The sequence below is a fragment of the Erwinia sp. MMLR14_017 genome (assembly GCF_033657285.1).
GTDB lineage: Bacteria > Pseudomonadota > Gammaproteobacteria > Enterobacterales > Enterobacteriaceae > Erwinia.
On record NZ_JAWVWP010000012.1, the window covers coordinates 76,883 to 93,667 of the forward strand.

The 16,785-nt window shown below is 51.8% G+C and carries 15 protein-coding genes and 5 pseudogenes; 15 read left to right on the top strand and 5 right to left on the bottom strand.

Annotation, left to right across the window (positions count from 1 at the left end):
* Positions 1-20 precede the first annotated feature (20 nt).
* Complete coding sequence (locus tag SD961_RS17970) at positions 21-1,019, top strand: sugar phosphate isomerase/epimerase family protein (protein ID WP_318791705.1); 999 nt, start codon at positions 21-23, stop codon at positions 1,017-1,019.
* A 62-nt stretch (positions 1,020-1,081) separates the two neighbouring features.
* On the opposite strand, the gene SD961_RS17975 is transcribed toward SD961_RS17970, so the two are convergent.
* Positions 1,082-1,453, bottom strand: a complete 372-nt coding sequence (locus tag SD961_RS17975; RefSeq protein WP_318791706.1) for a gamma-glutamylcyclotransferase family protein — start codon at positions 1,451-1,453, stop codon at positions 1,082-1,084.
* Between the two features lie 131 nt (positions 1,454-1,584).
* On the opposite strand from SD961_RS17975, the gene SD961_RS17980 reads away from it, so the two are divergent.
* Together SD961_RS17980 and SD961_RS17985 are read left to right on the top strand one after the other, a co-directional pair.
* Positions 1,585-2,190, top strand: a complete 606-nt coding sequence (locus SD961_RS17980) for a TetR/AcrR family transcriptional regulator (RefSeq protein WP_318791707.1) — start codon at positions 1,585-1,587, stop codon at positions 2,188-2,190.
* Between the two features lie 255 nt (positions 2,191-2,445).
* On the top strand, positions 2,446-3,186 hold the full coding sequence (locus SD961_RS17985) for an NADPH-dependent oxidoreductase (protein WP_318791708.1): 741 nt from the start codon (positions 2,446-2,448) through the stop codon (positions 3,184-3,186).
* Between the two features lie 136 nt (positions 3,187-3,322).
* On the opposite strand, the gene SD961_RS17990 is transcribed toward SD961_RS17985, so the two are convergent.
* Positions 3,323-4,609 (bottom strand): PAS domain-containing methyl-accepting chemotaxis protein, encoded by a 1,287-nt coding sequence (locus tag SD961_RS17990; RefSeq protein ID WP_318791709.1) that lies wholly within the window; start codon positions 4,607-4,609, stop codon positions 3,323-3,325.
* Between the two features lie 361 nt (positions 4,610-4,970).
* Here SD961_RS17990 and SD961_RS17995 point away from each other — a divergent pair.
* The 5 genes and pseudogenes from SD961_RS17995 to SD961_RS18015 all read left to right on the top strand — a co-directional run.
* Positions 4,971-5,192: pseudogene (locus tag SD961_RS17995) on the top strand (resolvase); the annotation flags it as partial.
* 72 nt (positions 5,193-5,264) lie between these two features.
* Positions 5,265-7,139 (top strand): phospholipase effector Tle1 domain-containing protein, encoded by a 1,875-nt coding sequence (locus tag SD961_RS18000; RefSeq protein ID WP_318791710.1) that lies wholly within the window; start codon positions 5,265-5,267, stop codon positions 7,137-7,139.
* On the top strand, positions 7,130-7,783 hold the full coding sequence (locus SD961_RS18005; RefSeq protein ID WP_318791711.1) for a DUF2931 family protein: 654 nt from the start codon (positions 7,130-7,132) through the stop codon (positions 7,781-7,783). The genes SD961_RS18000 and SD961_RS18005 overlap by 10 nt, the downstream gene beginning before the upstream one ends.
* Before the next feature lie 273 nt (positions 7,784-8,056).
* Positions 8,057-8,251 (top strand): annotated as a pseudogene (locus SD961_RS18010) (DUF2931 family protein); the annotation flags it as partial.
* A 5-nt stretch (positions 8,252-8,256) separates the two neighbouring features.
* Positions 8,257-9,319, top strand: a pseudogene (locus tag SD961_RS18015) (cation transporting ATPase C-terminal domain-containing protein); the annotation flags it as partial.
* An 83-nt stretch (positions 9,320-9,402) separates the two neighbouring features.
* Here SD961_RS18015 and SD961_RS18020 read toward each other — a convergent pair.
* Positions 9,403-10,065: an XRE family transcriptional regulator gene (locus SD961_RS18020; protein WP_318791712.1), complete on the bottom strand. Its 663-nt coding sequence runs from the start codon at positions 10,063-10,065 to the stop codon at positions 9,403-9,405.
* A gap of 131 nt (positions 10,066-10,196) precedes the next feature.
* Between SD961_RS18020 and SD961_RS18025 the strand changes: the two genes are divergently transcribed.
* The 6 genes from SD961_RS18025 to SD961_RS18050 are packed head-to-tail and all read left to right on the top strand — an operon-like array spanning position 10,197 to position 15,348.
* Entirely contained in the window at positions 10,197-11,114 is a 918-nt protein-coding gene (locus tag SD961_RS18025) for a carbon-nitrogen hydrolase family protein (RefSeq protein WP_318791713.1), read from the top strand.
* The gene (locus SD961_RS18030) at positions 11,107-11,889 is read left to right on the top strand and encodes an ABC transporter ATP-binding protein (protein WP_318791714.1); all 783 of its coding nucleotides are present in this window, start codon (positions 11,107-11,109) and stop codon (positions 11,887-11,889) included. Before SD961_RS18025 ends, SD961_RS18030 begins: the two co-directional genes overlap by 8 nt.
* 12 nt (positions 11,890-11,901) lie before the next feature.
* Complete coding sequence (locus tag SD961_RS18035; RefSeq protein ID WP_318791715.1) at positions 11,902-12,744, top strand: ABC transporter permease; 843 nt, start codon at positions 11,902-11,904, stop codon at positions 12,742-12,744.
* A 2-nt stretch (positions 12,745-12,746) separates the two neighbouring features.
* Entirely contained in the window at positions 12,747-13,763 is a 1,017-nt protein-coding gene (locus tag SD961_RS18040) for an ABC transporter substrate-binding protein (RefSeq protein WP_318791716.1), read from the top strand.
* A 9-nt stretch (positions 13,764-13,772) separates the two neighbouring features.
* Complete coding sequence (locus tag SD961_RS18045; RefSeq protein ID WP_318791717.1) at positions 13,773-13,979, top strand: hypothetical protein; 207 nt, start codon at positions 13,773-13,775, stop codon at positions 13,977-13,979.
* A complete protein-coding gene (locus tag SD961_RS18050) occupies positions 13,972-15,348 on the top strand; it encodes an amidase (RefSeq protein WP_318791718.1) in 1,377 nt (458 codons plus the stop codon). Before SD961_RS18045 ends, SD961_RS18050 begins: the two co-directional genes overlap by 8 nt.
* Positions 15,349-15,373: 25 nt before the next feature.
* On the opposite strand, the pseudogene SD961_RS18055 reads toward SD961_RS18050, so the two are convergent.
* A pseudogene (locus SD961_RS18055) lies at positions 15,374-15,502 on the bottom strand (glycoside hydrolase family 10 protein); the annotation flags it as partial.
* Positions 15,503-15,870: 368 nt separating this feature from the next.
* On the opposite strand from SD961_RS18055, the pseudogene SD961_RS18060 reads away from it, so the two are divergent.
* Positions 15,871-16,352 (top strand): annotated as a pseudogene (locus tag SD961_RS18060) (ISNCY family transposase); the annotation flags it as partial.
* Between the two features lie 23 nt (positions 16,353-16,375).
* Here SD961_RS18060 and SD961_RS18065 read toward each other — a convergent pair.
* A complete protein-coding gene (locus SD961_RS18065) occupies positions 16,376-16,672 on the bottom strand; it encodes a hypothetical protein (protein WP_318791719.1) in 297 nt (98 codons plus the stop codon).
* Between the last annotated feature and the right edge of the window lie 113 nt (positions 16,673-16,785).

Consider the following 16,785-nt stretch of genomic DNA (forward strand, 5'->3'; position numbering starts at 1 on the left):
ATATGCATGGAGAAGAACAGATGACAGCTTATAACTATCCCAAATTCGGCGCAGGATTGTGGCATTTCGCCAACTATATTGACCGCTACGCGGTTGATGGTTACGGTCCGGCGTTAAGCACGCTGGAACAGATTCAGGAAGCGAAGAAGGTAGGGGACCTCTCTTACGTGGATATTCCCTATCCGTTCTCGCCGGGCGTCACCTTAAGCCAGGTGAAAGAAGCGCTGAAAGAGGCGGGATTGCAGGCCATTGGCATCACGCCAGAAATCTATTTGCGTAAGTGGTCACGCGGCGCTTTTACTAACCCCGATCCGGTGGCGCGTGCAGAGGCGATGAAGCTGATGAATGAAGCCGCTGACGTGGTGCGCGAACTGGGCGCCAGCTATGTCAAAGTGTGGCCGGGTCAGGATGGCTGGGATTATCCCTTCCAGGTGGATCATAAGCAGCTGTGGAAACTGGCCGTTGATGGTATGCGTGAGCTGGCAGCCGCTAACCCCGACGTGAAATTTGCCATTGAGTATAAGCCGCGTGAACCCAGGGTGAAAATGACCTGGGATTCAGCAGCCCGAACGCTATTGGGCATTGAGGATATTGGCCTGGAAAATGTCGGCGTACTGCTCGACTTTGGTCATGCGCTGTTTGGCGGCGAATCCCCGGCGGATTCCGCTCAGCTGATCATCGATCGTGGCCGCCTCTTCGGCATGGACGTCAACGACAACCTCCGCAGCTGGGATGACGATCTGGTGGTCGGTACCGTGCATATGACAGAAATCTTTGAGTTCTTCTATGTGCTGAAGATTAACAACTGGGATGGCGTCTGGCAGCTGGATCAGTTCCCTTTCCGCGAGGATAACGTTGAGGCGGCACGACTCTCTATTCGCTTCCTCAAACATATCTATCGCGCTCTGGATAAGCTGGATATCCCGGCATTGCAGGCTGCACAGGAGCGTCAGGATGCCATGCAGGCGCAGCGGATCATTCAGAACGCGCTGCTCTCCTCTATTGAGGATGAGTCATAACCCAGGCGATACCTTGAAAAAAGGATCTCAGGATCCTTTTTTATCATCGCCATCAGAGCGGCTTACAGCGATTTTTCAAAGATGGCTGCACCAGCAGGGTGCGCTTTAGCCTGCGGCTGCAACTGGTAAATCCATGCCGTTATTTTTTGCTCATCGTCGGTGGTCACTTCAGCCGGCACGCGGTCATAGCCCTCTTCAAACTCATCCAGCAGAGTCCAGTGAGCATCCAGTTTCTCCGAGATAAAGAGGAAGCCATTCACTGCTGGTGCGTGCTCGTCGAGCACAATCCCCGGAAAGTCTGCAGCGGCTCCCCAACCACGCTCGTAATAGAATCCCGCGACAGAGCCGGGGTGCCATTCCCCGCCAATCTCCTCCAGGATATGCGCATTTGAGCGGCCAGGGCAAAGCGTGCCATAGACAAACAGACGTTTCATTTTTTTCCTTTGTTCAGCGCAGAAGCGGGCAGCAGCTAAATTAGCTGAAAACTTTCAATGCGTTAATCAAATTATGCCTGTTATCATAAAAATATATAGACGGTCGGTCTAATTGGGCTTATTATAGCGCTATGACAACTTCAACGCACTCTCACAGAAATGATATCCGCGAGCATATCCTGGCAACAGGCCAGCGTATTATGGCCAGCAAGGGATATTCAGCGGTCGGCCTCAATGAAATTTTGAGTGATGCCGGCGTGCCAAAAGGCTCATTTTATCATTACTTCGGTTCCAAAGATGCTTTTGGCGTGGCGATGCTGGAGAGTTATTTCGATGACTATCTGGCAGGACTTGACGCGACGCTGAGCCTGCCCGACCGCACGATGGCGCAGCGACTGATGCATTACTGGCAGCAGTGGCAGGAGACGCAATCTTTTCTGGATTGTCAGGGCAAATGCCTGGCGGTGAAGCTGGGTGCGGAAGTGGCTGACCTCTCTGAAAATATGCGGATTACGCTTAAAACGGGTACCACCGGCATTATTCAGCGTCTGACCAGGGCGATTGAATTGGGTCAGGAAGAGGGCTCACTCAGCATCGACGATAAGCCGGCAATAGTAGCCGAGAGCCTTTATCAACTCTGGCTGGGTGCCAGCGTGATGGTGAAGATTGTGCGCAATAAAAAACCTTTTGAGTCAGCGATGCAGCTGACCAGACAGAGTCTCCATTTAGCTCCTTAAACCGGGCGATGATTAAAGCACCGGAAGGTGCTTTTTTTATGTCCCAGGCCTGACGAATTTTGGGTTGTAAGGATGTGCAGAAAAGCTTTTTCGGGCGACAAATGTCTTCTCTCTTAATAAGCAGTAAGGCGTTTTAAGAATAGCGATATTCATCCTCTTTCATCTGCTTACATTAAGCTCTCTTTACAGGGCAAATACGGTTAAGTTTAGCGGCGACGCTTTTGTTAATGTTACTTTTCCAACTCAGGAGACATTATGAATTCCATTATTAAAAATTTCACCAGCCATAAGAGTGAACGCAGTTTTACAGAGCAGCCAGTGGATGAAGAGGTTTTAAACCGCATTATCAGCACGGCTTACCACGCGCCAACCTCTGTTAACTCGCAGCAGGTTTCGGTTATCGTGACGCGAAATGCAGAAAAACGGGCAAGAATTGCTGAAATTGCCGGGGGCCAGCCGTGGATTGCTAAAGCGCCTGTCTTTATTACTTTTGTTCTGGATATGCATAAATCTTATACTGGCATGGCCGCTGTCAATCAAACCCAGATTGCCCATCAGAGTATTGAGAGCATTGTTTCCGGATCAACAGACGTGGGCATCGCTTTAGGTTCAGTGATGGCGGCAGCCCGCGCGGAAGGTTTAGGCATTGTGCCGATTGGCGGTATTCGTCGTGATCCTCAGGCTTTGATTTCTCTGCTTGAATTGCCGGAACTCACCTTCCCGGTTGCGGGCGTGGTAATTGGTCATGTTGATCAACCTTCCCATATGAAACCACGCCTGCCAATGGAGACTTTCCGCCATGAAGAAGCCTACCGCAGCGCAGGTATGGAAGAGCAAATTGCCAGATATAATGAGGTGATGGTTCAGCACTGGAAAGAAACTGGGCGCAACGATGGCGAAAGCTGGAGTGAAAGCGTCAGCGGTTACTACAAGAACATCTATTTCCCTGAAGTCCTGCCCGCGCTGAAAAAGCAGGGCTTCGGCACCGACAAATAACGGACACTCCAAACGTCGCTACGTGAATTCTGCGTAAAAGGCAGGGGAGTTATCCCCCAGAATTTACGTAGCAGCGCCTTTCTGAAGGCGCTTTTTCAGGATCTGGCGCTAGCTGTTGCTCCCCTTCAGAAGATGCTCAGACATCCAGCCGATGAATGACGTTAACGAACTGATGTACACCGCTGTTAATTTCCCGCAGGCTGCGCGAGAGATCGCTGATTTTATCCTGCTCTGTCACCACAAATTTTTCTACCGCATCCAGCTGTTGGTACATTTGCTGGATCAGCGTGCTGTTGACCTCCACCACAGCCGTAATTTTTTGCGTGGCGCTTGCGGTGGATGCTGCCAGACGGCGAACTTCAGCGGCCACCACGCTAAAACCGCGTCCCGCTTCGCCCGCTCTGGCTGACTCAATGGCGGCGTTCAGCGCCAGAATGTTAGTTTGTGCAGCAATGACGTTGATGGTGTCGACCACCTCGCTGATGCTTTTTGCCGACGCATTTAGCTGCGCACCAATTTCGGTAGCCGCTTTCACCTGCAGAGCAACCAGGCCGGAATTCCGCACCGTCTCATCCAGCACTTCGTTGGCGTTATGCGTTATTTGCGACGTTTCTTCCGAAGTTGTCACGGCGATATCCGCCACCCGTTTTGCCGCTTCAACCCTGGCAGTAATATCCGAGGCGATTTTGATGACCTTGCAGACTTTGCCGTCGGCGTCATAGATCGGGTTATAACTCGCCTCAAGCCAGATGCGTTCGCCGCTTGCCGTTTTACGCTCAAAGCGGCCAACAGAGTGCTGCCCTTTAGCCATCTTCTGCCAGAAATCGGGGTTTTCCTTATAAAAACTGTCGAAGCAGAAAATGCGGTGATGCTGCCCCTCCAGATCAGACAATGCATATCCCATATGGGTAAGGAAGTTGCTGTTGGCCGTAATAATCCTGCCGTCAGTGGTAAATTCAATAACCGCCATAGAACGATCCAGCGCGGTGATCACTGCTTCTTTATGCTCCAGCTGCTGATGACGGGCGGTAATATCCGTCGCCACTTTGATTACCTTATAGACGTTCCCTTTATCATCGCTGACCGGAAAATAGGTAGCGCTGAGATAGAAGCGCTTTTGCTGTTTGCTGAAGCGTTCGAATATCCCGGTGATCGACTCGCCCGATGCTAAAGTCTGCCAAAATGTGCTGTAAGCTGATGAGCGGCAATAATCTGGTTTGCAGAATATCCGGTGATGTTTTCCCTGGATCTCACTGAGTGAGTAACCGGTCATCTCAAGAAACTGCTGATTGGCGCTAAGAATTTCTCCATCGGGCAAAAACTCAATCCATGCCACATGCTGCTTTATCGCATTGATGTCCTTAGCTATGCCGTTACCTTTAGATAAGGGCAGAGAAATACTCGATTTTTTCACACCAAACATAGTGAACCTCAGGAAGTTTTTATTTATCTCAATGACTCGTGTGGGGCGGCCAGCGTAATGGTCACCTCTGTCACCAACGAGTTCTTCACGGCTCCGGGCCGCATAATTTTTCCCGGCAAGGCGCTTTATCATTCACCGTGGTGGCTGAAAGACCGCGTCTCTTCGCGTACTGGGATACTGGCTCTGTTACTTGCCTGGTGTATAAATTGTGAAACGGCAGACTCGTTAAATTCTCTTCTCAAATTGATATCGGCAGCGCCGCAAAAAGTTTGAGGGGTAAGTGCAAAAGATGAGTGCGGCTACACAATTATGGCGGCTTGTTGCGTCTGTATCCCCAGGTTTGTGGGAAGAAAAGGGGATACTGTCGGCTGTACCGGAAGATAAGGACTGGCTGAGTCGCCGCCAGCGGCAAAAACAGGGAGTTGAACGGGCGCATACGCTGGTTAAATACCGGGGCAGGCCGACAGTAGAAGGTCCTTTACTGCCGACTGTTTAAGAAAATGAGTATCAGAGAAAAGCGGATCTCTGGGGATAGGGTCCTTCGCAAATCTGCCGTATCCAGCGTTATACCGGCAGTCAGTAGCTGAAGATTTTGGTTAAGTCATGAATAAGGTAATATGCACTGGTTTTATAACCACTTTATTCATGAGGGATTATGGCTAAAGGATTTTTTCTCTATCACCTGGATAAAACCACCTGCGGGGGGCGCATTCTTTCCGGTGCGTCTGATGATACCTACGAAATCGGCGGCATCGAGCGTCAGCAGGTCAGGGAGGGCGACCCGGTGACCTGCGGGAAGCATGAAGGACGGTTTCGGGTCTGTGGTGGCATGGGCGATACGTATGAAGTCGGCGGTGCAGCGAAAGAGTGGGCGGGCTCTCTCGACAGTTACAGCTCCTGCCCGTGTCGGGCGCGATTCATCCCTTCCGTCGAGACGCACACCTACGAAAGCGACTGTAATACCGGACGTGTGGCAGAACGGGCAGAGACAGCAAGGAAAAAAGCGCAGCAGTCAGAACCTGAACAACGAGCACAGGCCGCGAAGAAAAAACGGGAAATCACGCTGACGATCGGTGTGTTCTTCGACGGCACCGGCAATAATGCCAATAACAGTGCAGACCGTCAAAAGGCCTGTACCAGTGATCATTACGGGATGAGTGATGCAGACGCCCAGTCCGCTCAGGCTCAGTGTGTCCGGCTAAAATACGGCTATAGCGGCACCGCTGCAGGAAGTCATCTTGGTTATTACACCAACGTGTACTGGCTCAATACGCTGTATAACCAGAAACTAACTCCCATTGAAGGAGCCGGTCAGTATGCGATTTATATCGAAGGTATCGGTACGGAAGACGGCGCGGGCGACAGCACTTACGGGATGGGTACCGGCCGTGGCGACACCGGCGTGGTGAGGAAAACCGACAAGGCGGTTGCGGCGCTGGCTGCCGGTATTCAGGAGTATTTCAACAGTCACACCGATGCCCGCGCATGCACCATCAAAGAGCTGCAGTTTGATATTTTTGGTTTCAGCCGGGGGGCAGCGGCGGCGCGACACTTTGCCAACCGGGTATTCCTTCAGGACAGCGCGATTATTGCGGCGATTAAGACCGGACTGGCTGGCACTGAATTTTCCGGTACGCCCGGCGGTAAAACCCGCTTTCTGGGGATATTTGACACCGTGGCCGCTATCGGGACGCCGGTTAACGGCCTCAACCCGCACAGCGCGGACACCGGCGAGGTTAATCTGGTGCTGCGTCCGGGCGTGGCGGAGAAGGTTTTCCACATCACCGCGCAGCACGAGTGCCGGTTTAACTTCGCACTGAACAGCGTGAAACCGGCGTGGCCGGAGCTGGCCCTGCCCGGTGTTCATTCTGACATTGGCGGCGGCTACAACCCTGACGAGCACGAAGCCTGCTTCCTGACCCGGCCGGAGTTTGAAACCGTGCCGCTTTCCACCCCGGATACGGAAACGCGGATTTACCGGCAGACCTGCACGCAGCTTACAGCGCTGGACGGCTGTCCGGCGATAGCGCCATTGCTGAATGCGGTGGCGGTGAATGCGGACACCTGGCATGACGACAGGCTGCCCGCCGACCGCGACGGCACGCTGCAAAAGCGCAGCGGTGCCGCGCTGGTGATTGACCGCCCCACGCATAATGACTGGTCGATGGTGGTGCTTCGGGTAATGCTTGATGCGGCGCAGGATGCGGGCGCGGTATTTGATCCTATTCGAGATACAAATGCAGAATTAAAACTCCGGCCAGAACTGAACAGCCTGTGTGAAAAAGCGATTGTGATGGGCCGGGCCGTCCGAAAAGGGCTGACTGCCCCCGGTTTTACCACGCCGGAAATCCTGATGCTGGCCGAAAAGTATATTCACTGCTCGGCCAACTGGAACAGCGTGGTGCGGGACGGTCAGGGGAGGGTCAGCGGAGCGGTAAAACCGGCGAAGCTGGTGACGTTCACCAACCGGCCGGACGAGCGCTGGCAGCGTACAATTTACGATATGGACGGTAATAAAATATGGAAATAATTCGTCTGGCCGGCCTGCTCCCGGCGCTTGTGCTGACGGCCTGCCACGGTACTGACCAGCCCAATACCTCTGTCAAAAATGATGTGCCGACGGAGTGGAAATTTAACTTTTTCACGCCAAAAGCACTGCCCGCAGTGGTAACGTTCGCGGTTATTCTTGATACAGACGGAGGAGCATCCCGGTTTGTTACGCTGAACAGCACCCCGGATATGCCCAATGTGGTAGGAGAATGGAACGACCGGGATCGGGCACCGGGAGGACACTGGAATCACGTCAAGTATCCACCCAGGCAGTTTTTTTTCTGCTGGGATTCGGTGATAGATAAAAAGGTGTATGAAACTTACCTGACCCTGCCTGATGACGTTGTGGAAAAGATGCGCAGCCCCAGCGGGAAAAGTGATCCGTACCATAGCACCTATGACACCTTGCAAATTGGTCTGGCCCCGGAAGGCAAGGTTGCTGTCTGGCTTGATGGTATCGGATTTGAGCCTAATTACCGCGTCACCCCGTCAGTCCTGAAAACCGTATCAGGGGATAAATTAGATATATGCAAAGGGGTAACCAAGAGCGATTTTTCTTATGGATATGACAAAGATATAAAAGATTTCATCAAAGGGAAAAACTACCCTTACGGTCACTGGTAACCCACCAATTACCCTCGAAGGATCTTCTTAAAATCCTTTAGGGCTTAATGGCCAATTTTTAGCCTTAACGTACAATATTTTCCGTTTCCCAAACGGAGCCCAACTGGAACAGCGTGGTGAGGGATGGTCAACGGAGCGGTAAAACCGGCAAAGCTGGTGACCTTCACCAACCGGCCGGACGAGCGCTGGCAGCGTACAATTTACGATATGGACGGGAATAAAATATGGAAATAACCCGCGTGACCTGGCTTCTTCCTTTACTGAACCTGACGGCCTGTCAGTGTACTGGAGAAAATGCTCAGGCCGAGTGAGTACAGGGATTATCGGGGAAGTACTGCGTATTACGACAGAGTGCAAATCGGTCTGGATCCAGAGGGAAAAGTGGCCGTCTGGTTGCAGGTGAATGGCGCTGAGTTTAATTATCGCGTTACTCCATCAGTCCTGAAAACCGTATCAGGGGATAAGTTAGATGCACCCTGACATTGAATGAAATGACGCTCAAAGTCGTTATTACCGCCGATCAGATTTATCGGGTTGATGGCGAAAGCTATGAGCCGGTTGGGGCTATGCATAAAATTGACGATCCGTCGCCAGTGACGATAGCCAACGGATCATTGCTGGAGAGCTATTCGCGTACCATCGATCTATGTAATGACAGTCAGCTTATGAAAGATGAAAACGGTTTCTGGAAAATTACCGGCGTTCCTACAGAAGGAGCGCTAAAGGAAAAATACCGGCAGTAATAACGGAGCTGCGGAGTAAAATTCCTTTTGATTCTCAGTACAAATATATGTCTACGCTCTACCGCATTGGTGACGAAGAACGCATTCTCATTACCGGCGCACCGGATGTTTTGTTCAGACTTTGCCAGCTGCAGCAAACGGAGAGCGGATTACAACCACTCGATCTCGCCTGGTGGGAAGCCAGAATTGAAGAGTACGCAAGGGAAGGGTTGCGCATGGTCGCTGCCGCATGAAAACCCGCAGCGCCGGGACAGACTGAATTATCGCATCAGGATCTTCAGCAGGGTGTGATCCTGTCAGGAATTGCCGGAATGATGGATCCGCCACGACCCGAAGCCATCTCCGCCATTAGCAACTGTCTGCAGGCGGAAATTCGCGTCAAAATGATCACCGGCGACCATCCGCAAACGGCAATGAGTATTGGTCAGATGCTGGGTATCAATAATGCCAGCACCGCCATCACTGGCCGCGAACTGGAGATCATGGACGATCAAAAAGTACGGTGTTGTTACAGATGCTGGTAACTGCATAATGGTTCTATATGCTGAATTGCCGTGTTTCTGACGGTTTCTCTTTAAGTAGAGGATTGCTGCTGAACAGAGGCATCTGGATTGTGAGCGCCGTTCTGCTTGGGCTACAGCTTCTGATAATTTACGCGCCCTTTATGCAGCTACTTTTTGGCACGGAAGCGTTGCCTTTCCGCTACTGGGTTATTACGTTCATCATCGGCTTCGTGATATTTTTGATAGGGGAGATCGAAAAGCCTTTAACCCGCAAATTCAGAACAGCCTGACTAATATTAATTATGCTCTGCTGTTTTACGGCAATCCCGGATTGAAATGCGATATATCATGTTCGGGATTAACTTCTACAGAATTAACGATCTCCCCGAGCCAAATCCTCAATCTCCAGTTTCGTCGTCTGACAGATGGAAATCAGGCTGGCGGCGGCCTCGCTTAGCCGAACAAAGGTATGGCGCATAGTGCTGTCGATATAGGCGCTATCGCCTTTAGCCAGTCGTAGTGGCGCATAGAGCTGCGTATGCAGTATCACTTCGCCTGACAGGACATAAATAAATTCTTCACCTGCATGTTGTGACCAGGCCTCCTTAGGAGGCAGTTCGCGCGTATCAATGTTCATGATCACTGGGATCATGCCTTTCACCAGTAATTCAGCAGCGTGTACTTCATAGCGAAAAAAAGGATTAGTAAAAGTCAGGCCTTTGCCCGCCAGCGTATAGGTACGACGACCCTGAATTGCCGTACTGGCCACCGGTTGGCCTGGCAATTCGTCGGTAAAGAGTTCGGCCAGCGAATAGTCGAAAGCGCTGGCGATTTTGGCGATGGTATCAAACGACGCCGACACCTGACCTTTTTCAATCTTGGAGAGCGTGGAGATCGATACGCTGCTCAACTCGGCAACCTGCTCCAGCGTTAACTCTCTTTCCTGACGTATAGACTTGATACGTAAACCAAAATCCTGCTCGCCGGTTAGAGCGTTGCCCAGTCCGGAGGCTTCATGCTGTCGGGTTGTTTTCATCAAAGTAGCTCAGCCGTGGATAAACGGGAAAACCAATTTCTCATATATGACAAAAAATTTCACATAAGAAAATTGTATTGGTCATAGTGTGAGCGACATTGCACTTTAGAGAAAAATAATCGGGAGCTGCCATGACTATCACGACCATTGCTAGCATCACCATGCCAACTTTTTATGATAAAGCACGCAATCTGAATAATCTGATGAGCTGGATGGAACGCGCTGCAAGAGCAGGTGCCGAGCTGGTGGTTTTTCCTGAACAGGTCCTCCAGGGTTACCTGCCGGATACGCTTAACTGGGACGGAAAAGTTGTGGCCTGGCAGATGGCGCAGGCTGAAACGGTGCCTCAGGGTGAAAGCGTGCAGGCACTGCAACAGTTGGCCATACAACTCAATATTCATGTGGTATTTGGCATGACCGAACGCCATCCCGAACGCGCTGAGGTGCTGTTTAACAGTGCGGTATTACTGGGACCAGCGGGGTTAACGGGTATTTATCGCAAAGTACATCAGCCGGGTGATGAGAAGCATGTTTATTATCCTGGCAGCGATTTTCCGATATTCGATACGCCAATCGGCCGCATCGGCATGCTGATTTGCTATGACAAGGTCTTTCCGGAAAGCACTCGCGAACTGGCGTTGAAAGGCGCCGACATCATGATTATGCCAACCGCCTGGGGTTACACAGGTGACGGCAGCCTGGGCGACAACGATCCCATGGTCGATAGCTACACACTCTTTGGCAGGGTGCGAGCGCTGGAAAACCAGTGCTGGATGATTGAATCCAACCTGTGCGGGCAGCTCGGCAATCTGCACTATCACGGCCACAGCCGCATTATCGATCCGCTTGGCAAAATTGTGGCAGACAGCGGCACTACAGAAGGTATGGCACTCGCCAGCGTTGCCGTTCAACCCGCTATTTTGGGCGCCCGCAGTAGCGATTATCTCGGTTATCACTTTTTGAAAGATTACGTCCCGGTGCAGGCTCCACCTTCACCGCTGACGGTTCATAATCGCCACGCGCAACCTTTGGGGGGAAACCATGAGTAAGGTTCTGGAAGCCGCAGGCATCTGTAAAAGTTATCCAACGCGTGAGGGTGAAGTAGCGGTGCTGCGCAACCTTAATTTTCATGCCAACCGTAATGAGTTTGTCTCGTTCGTCGGCCCGAGCGGTTGTGGTAAATCCACACTGTTCAACATAATTACCGGCCTGCTGATGCCGGATAGCGGCAGCATTTTGCTGAAAAACCAGGAAACTACCGGAACGCCATCACCTGACCTCGGTTACGTTCTGCAAAAGGACCTGCTGTTTCCCTGGCGTACGGTTATCGACAACGTCATCCTCGGACTGGAAGTTCGGGGCACACCCAAAGCGAAAGCGCGTGCCCATGCCCGAGAACTGTTTGAACTCTATAAAATGACCGGCTACGAGCAGAAGTATCCGTCACAGCTCTCCGGCGGCATGAGACAGCGTGTGGCGCTGATGCGCACCATGGTGACCGACCCCGAAATCATCCTGATGGATGAAGCCTATAAAGCGCTCGATTATCCGCTGAAAATCGCACTTGAGAGCGAACTGCTCAGCGTGGTGAAACAGCAGCATAAAACGGTAATCTTCATTACCCATGATATTGAAGAAGCGGTAACGCTCTCCGATCGCGTTTACGTCATGAAAGCTCGTCCTGGTGAGATTGTTCAGGAGATCAAGGTCGATCTCGGCACCAATAGTTTGTCGATCCCTGAGCGCCGCTTGTCGCCTCGTTTCAACGAATATTACGAACACATCTGGCGCAGTATCGGTATTCAGCCTGAACCGGTTAATTAACGAGAGGACGATATGACAATAAATACGGTGTCTGCGCGCCCGACAGTGGGCGCCACAGCTAATCGCAGTGCGCGCGAAACTTTCTTCCGTTCGGTCAACGCTCGTCGCTATACGCTGCTTTTTTTGCAGGTTGCAATTGTAGTGATGCTGATAGGCGGTTGGGAACTTGGCACGCGCAGCGGCAATATAAACGCGTTTCTGTTTTCAAGCCCGTCACAGGTATGGGAGGTACTGCTACAACGTTTTCAGTCTGGTGAAATGTTCACCGATATTAGCGTCACCGCGAGTGAAACTGTGGTCGGTTTTGCTGTTGGCGCTATCGGTGGTTCGATGCTCGGCCTTTTGCTGTGGTACTCGCGCTTTATCTCGGATCTCGCTGCGCCCTTTATTGCTGCAATTGGTTCTATCCCGGTGCTGGCAATTGCACCGATGACCATCATCTGGTTCGGCACGGAAATGTTGTCGAAGGTTGTTATTGTGGCGTTCTCTTGTGTAGTGGTATCGCTCACCACCTCCTATAAAGGGGCGATGCGTACCGATCCTGATTTGATCAACCTGCTGCGTTCCTTCAACGCCGGGCGTGGCACCATCTTTTTCAAGCTGGTAGTGCCTTCGGCAATGTTGTGGGTGCTCTCCGGATTGCGTCTTAACGTTGGCTTTGCGCTGGTAGGTGCCATTGTCGGCGAATATATCTCTTCTGATAGCGGCGTGGGGCACATGATCCTGCTCGGCAGCTCCAACTTCGGTATGAACATTGTGCTGGCTGGCATCGTGCTGGTCATGCTGATGATGCTCTGTTTTAACGCATTAGTGGCTTTTCTTGAACGCCTCATTCTCTCCTGGGACAGGAAATAATTATGAAAAAATACCGTTTGGCTACGATCTCTGCCGCTGTTTCGCTGGCTTCACTGATGTGCGTTAACGGGGCAAATGCAGCTGATACGCCTGTACGTATTAATCAGGCTTTTCAGTCATTGCTGTATCTGCCGCTTTACGTGGCTCAGGAGCAGGGTTTTTTCAAACAACAGGGCGTTGAGGTCAAAATCAGTACTGGCGGCGGCGGGGCGCAGTCATGGGCCGCAGTGATAGGGGGGTCGGCCGATTTCTCTATTCAGGATCCAGTATTTGTACCAAAGACCCGGGAAAATGGCGGTAAAGGCGTGGTGGTGGCGGGGGTGCAGAACGCGCCAACCATTTTTGTGTTTGGTGAAGAGGCCGCATCGCTACAGGACAATTTATCGTTGTTGTCCGGTAAACGTGTGGTCACCAGCCCGCAGCCGGATACTACCTGGGCGTTTATGAGTTATCTGATCAAGCAAAACAATCTCAAGGACGTGAAGCTGGTACATGTGGCGATTGGCAATGAAATTCCGACGGTAGCGGCAGGACGTGCCGATTATGCCCTGGCAGCTGAACCCCAGGTCACAATGGCGGAGCAGCAGAATGGCTTGCACGTGGTGTATTCGTTCTCAGCTACGCAGTCCTGGTATCCGTTTGCTTTCTCCAGCCTCACCACCACCCAGCAGTACATCGACAAAAATCCGCAGGCAGCGCAGGCGATAGTTACCGCGTTTGAACAGGCTTCGCGCTTTATCTATAAGCATCAGGATGAATCGGTAATAATTGCGCGCAAATACTTCCCAGCGCTGCCCGAAGCTGTCGTCAAGGCTGCAGTACAGCGTGAAATCGATGCTAAAGGCTACCCGGACAACGTTCTGGTTTCGCAGAAAGCCTGGGATAACAACATGAATATCGCGCTGTATGCCAAAAACATTAAAGCCTATCCGTCTGAGGCAACCGCTTATCAGAATAACGTCAACACTGCGCTGGCAACCAAAGCCAAAGAAGTGGTAGATGCGATGGGCGATAAATAAGGAGCTGACATGAACAATGCGATTGTACTCCGTCTGGCAATGATCCAGCGTCACTGTGCGGCCGAAAAAACTGAACTGGAACATCTGCTCACTGATTGTGAAGCCCGTGCGGCGGGTGTCACCGCTTTTGCCACGCAGAATTTTGCTCCAACGCTCTTACCGGCCCACGCCTGGGTTTCAGCTTTGCAACCGCCGCTGGAGTTACCCCATGAGTGAGTTAATTGATGAGTCAATGGTGATACTGGCGCAGCAATTGCGTACACGCCAGACCAGCGTGCCGGAACTGGTTGAAGCTTGCCTGGCGCGGGAAGAGACGAGCCACGACCTTAACGCCTTCAATGAAGTTTATCTTTCTCAGGTGCAGCAAGCGGCAAAAGCCAGCCAGCGGATGCTGGAGCAGGGTTACGACCTGGGGCCACTGCACGGCATGCCGATTGCTATCAAAGCTAATATCGATCTGGCGGGCGAAGAGATGCATGCCGGTAGCCAGATCCTCAGCGGCAATATTGCTCAGCGTGACGCGACGGTTGTGAAACGCCTGAAGCAGGCAGGGGCGCTGATAATCGGCAGCACCAACATGCACGAGTTCGCCTGGGGCGGCACCACCAACAATCCCCATTATGGTGCCAGCAGTAATCCCTGGGATGACACGCGCATTCCGGCAGGCTCCAGCGGCGGTTCTGGGGTGGCGGCGTCGGTGCGCAGCGCGCTGGCAACGCTGGGTACAGATACTGGCGGCTCAATCCGCCTACCCGCATCAATGAATGGCATTACCGGTTTGCGCCCCGGAGTGGGGAAACTCCCGACCGACGGGATCTTTCCGCTGGCAACCAGCCTGGATACCGTTGGCCCACTGGCGCGGTATGCTGAAGAGTGCGAAGTGTTGTTTAACGTGCTGGATGCACAGGCGGAATCGGGTAAACTCAGCGGCTTGCCGGATTTGGCAAGCCTGCGTATCGGCCTGCTGCCTGATGTGCATCATCAGGTACAACCGGATGTCGCTGCCGCTTATGAACAGATGGTGCAGTGGTTCAGCAGGGCAGGCGCACGTTGCCAGACATTGAGTCTCACCGGGCTGGATCAAGCGGTGAACGCGCTGATGCTGATTAATCTCGCCGAGCCAGCCTCGCTGCACGCCGTATGGCTGGCAGAGAGACCGCAGGAATACGGCGCTGATGTACGCAAATTACTGCAGGCAGGTCTCAGTATCAGTGCCGTAGAGTATCTGCAGGCACAGCGCTTTCGCACCGGTTTACGTTTGCAGTTGTTACAGCATCTGAGCACAGTGGATGTAATATTGGTGCCGACGCTACCTTTCACTGCGCCACGTAAGGGTTCAGAAGTCGTTCAGATGAGCGAACGCGAAGAGAGCGTTCTGACTGGCAATATGCGTTACAACGCGCTGGCGAGTTTGTCAGCGCTGCCTGCTATCAGCCAGCCCGCAGGATTTGACTGGGAGGGTATGCCGGTTGGTATGCAACTGATTGGTCGCGACGGTGCCGAGCGCCAGTTGCTGGCCCTGGCGCGTTGTTTCCAGTTGGAACACGATTATCATCAGCAAACCCCAAACCTGCTGCGCTCGTGAAAATGCTCTCGCTGCCGATATGCTGCCTTTGCTGTTGGCTGATGCGGATATCCGCACGGCTGGCATTCATTGATGATACCGGTGGGCAGTCCAGACGGGAGATGGTCGCCAGCCAGACGCCGCGCACCGGCTCCTGATTTTGCGCTGATGGCTGTGGAAAAGATTATTTAGCCAAGGGAGGAAGCGGGGTGACATTCTCTTATTATTTGAATTGAAGCCAATAAAAGAGGTGCTCAGGCGAAGGGGATTAACCAGATGACAGAATCAGGAGGATGTACCCATAGATCTCATTTAACATAATATACATTATGCGAACCAGGGTACCGACCGGCGGTAAGATGCCCGATGTGTGTAATCAAGTAAGGATTAGCATGACGGCTCTCGCAGCGAAGTTTTTCACTTTGGATGACGTTAATCGGCTCAAGATAATTCAGGACGTCATCGACCGACGGCGGCCTGGTATCTCCGACCGTCAGTACCGCCTTCTGCTTGCGCGTTATCGTGAAGATGCGACCCGGACTACATTGCAAACCACTGGCACTGTACAGCGACAAAGCCAGTGTATTCAGGATCAACAATAAAAACACCACTGGTGACGATGGCTATAGCCAGTTTGACCATGTATGCGTGAACTGAACATTCAGACAACTTGTGCAAAAACCAGCTCTGCCAAAGGCCGTGTTGAGCGAGCGCACCTGACACTTCAGGACAGACTGGTCAAGGATCTCATGCTTCAGGGTATCAGCTCCATGGAAGCTGCAAACGCATTTGCCGAAGAGTTCATGGAACTGGATGTCGATGATGATCTTGATATGGTGTTTTACTGGCGTGAAGCTCGCCGGGTGTCAAAATCACTCACTGTGCAGTACGACAAGGTGCTTTATCTGATTGAAGGCAATGAGCTCAGTCGTTGGGTGATTGGCAAATACATCGATGTCTGGCATTACCCGGATGGACATAAAGAACTCCGGCTTAATGGCGCATCCCTTCCCTACTCCACCTTTAGGCATCAGGCGGTGCCCACCGTTTAATCATGGCGGTAAATAACTGTCTGAAAATCGTGATTCATGATTTTTTCCCCCAGCCATTTTTTAACGAATGGCAGTTTTGAAACGCCGCCATTTTTGAGCCAGAAATAAATTTGTACGGTTCCTGCCGATATAATCACAGCCGCCAGCGCATCGAGAGCTTTTTCTCGGTAATCCAGATGGTTTTCTAAGTCGTAGAGAAATAAAAAACCCCGCCAGGGGCGAGGTTCATAATATTTAAGTGGAACATGCATAAAACTCCCACTCTGGGCAAATAATACGCCGCTATCGGACAAAATCAACCTCTGATTGATGTGTGTTAAGTTTTATTTAACTTTGTATTCTTGTACTGGTAAAACTTTACGTGCTCTTGCTATTTATTAACGTAAAAGGAATTTTTAACCAGCAA

Bases quoted from the DNA above. Each gene is read 5' to 3' on its own strand.
- SD961_RS17985 (WP_318791708.1), top strand. From the start codon at position 2,446: ATGAATTCCATTATTAAAAATTTCACCAGCCATAAGAGTGAACGCAGT.
- SD961_RS18045 (WP_318791717.1), top strand. From the start codon at position 13,773: ATGAACAATGCGATTGTACTCCGTCTGGCAATGATCCAGCGTCACTGT.
- SD961_RS17980 (WP_318791707.1), top strand. From the start codon at position 1,585: ATGACAACTTCAACGCACTCTCACAGAAATGATATCCGCGAGCATATC.
- SD961_RS18030 (WP_318791714.1), top strand. From the start codon at position 11,107: ATGAGTAAGGTTCTGGAAGCCGCAGGCATCTGTAAAAGTTATCCAACG.
- SD961_RS17970 (WP_318791705.1), top strand. From the start codon at position 21: ATGACAGCTTATAACTATCCCAAATTCGGCGCAGGATTGTGGCATTTC.
- SD961_RS18035 (WP_318791715.1), top strand. From the start codon at position 11,902: ATGACAATAAATACGGTGTCTGCGCGCCCGACAGTGGGCGCCACAGCT.
- SD961_RS18050 (WP_318791718.1), top strand. From the start codon at position 13,972: ATGAGTGAGTTAATTGATGAGTCAATGGTGATACTGGCGCAGCAATTG.
- SD961_RS17975 (WP_318791706.1), bottom strand. From the start codon at position 1,453: ATGAAACGTCTGTTTGTCTATGGCACGCTTTGCCCTGGCCGCTCAAAT.
- SD961_RS17990 (WP_318791709.1), bottom strand. From the start codon at position 4,609: ATGTTTGGTGTGAAAAAATCGAGTATTTCTCTGCCCTTATCTAAAGGT.
- SD961_RS18025 (WP_318791713.1), top strand. From the start codon at position 10,197: ATGACTATCACGACCATTGCTAGCATCACCATGCCAACTTTTTATGAT.
- SD961_RS18000 (WP_318791710.1), top strand. From the start codon at position 5,265: ATGGCTAAAGGATTTTTTCTCTATCACCTGGATAAAACCACCTGCGGG.
- SD961_RS18005 (WP_318791711.1), top strand. From the start codon at position 7,130: ATGGAAATAATTCGTCTGGCCGGCCTGCTCCCGGCGCTTGTGCTGACG.
- SD961_RS18020 (WP_318791712.1), bottom strand. From the start codon at position 10,065: ATGAAAACAACCCGACAGCATGAAGCCTCCGGACTGGGCAACGCTCTA.
- SD961_RS18040 (WP_318791716.1), top strand. From the start codon at position 12,747: ATGAAAAAATACCGTTTGGCTACGATCTCTGCCGCTGTTTCGCTGGCT.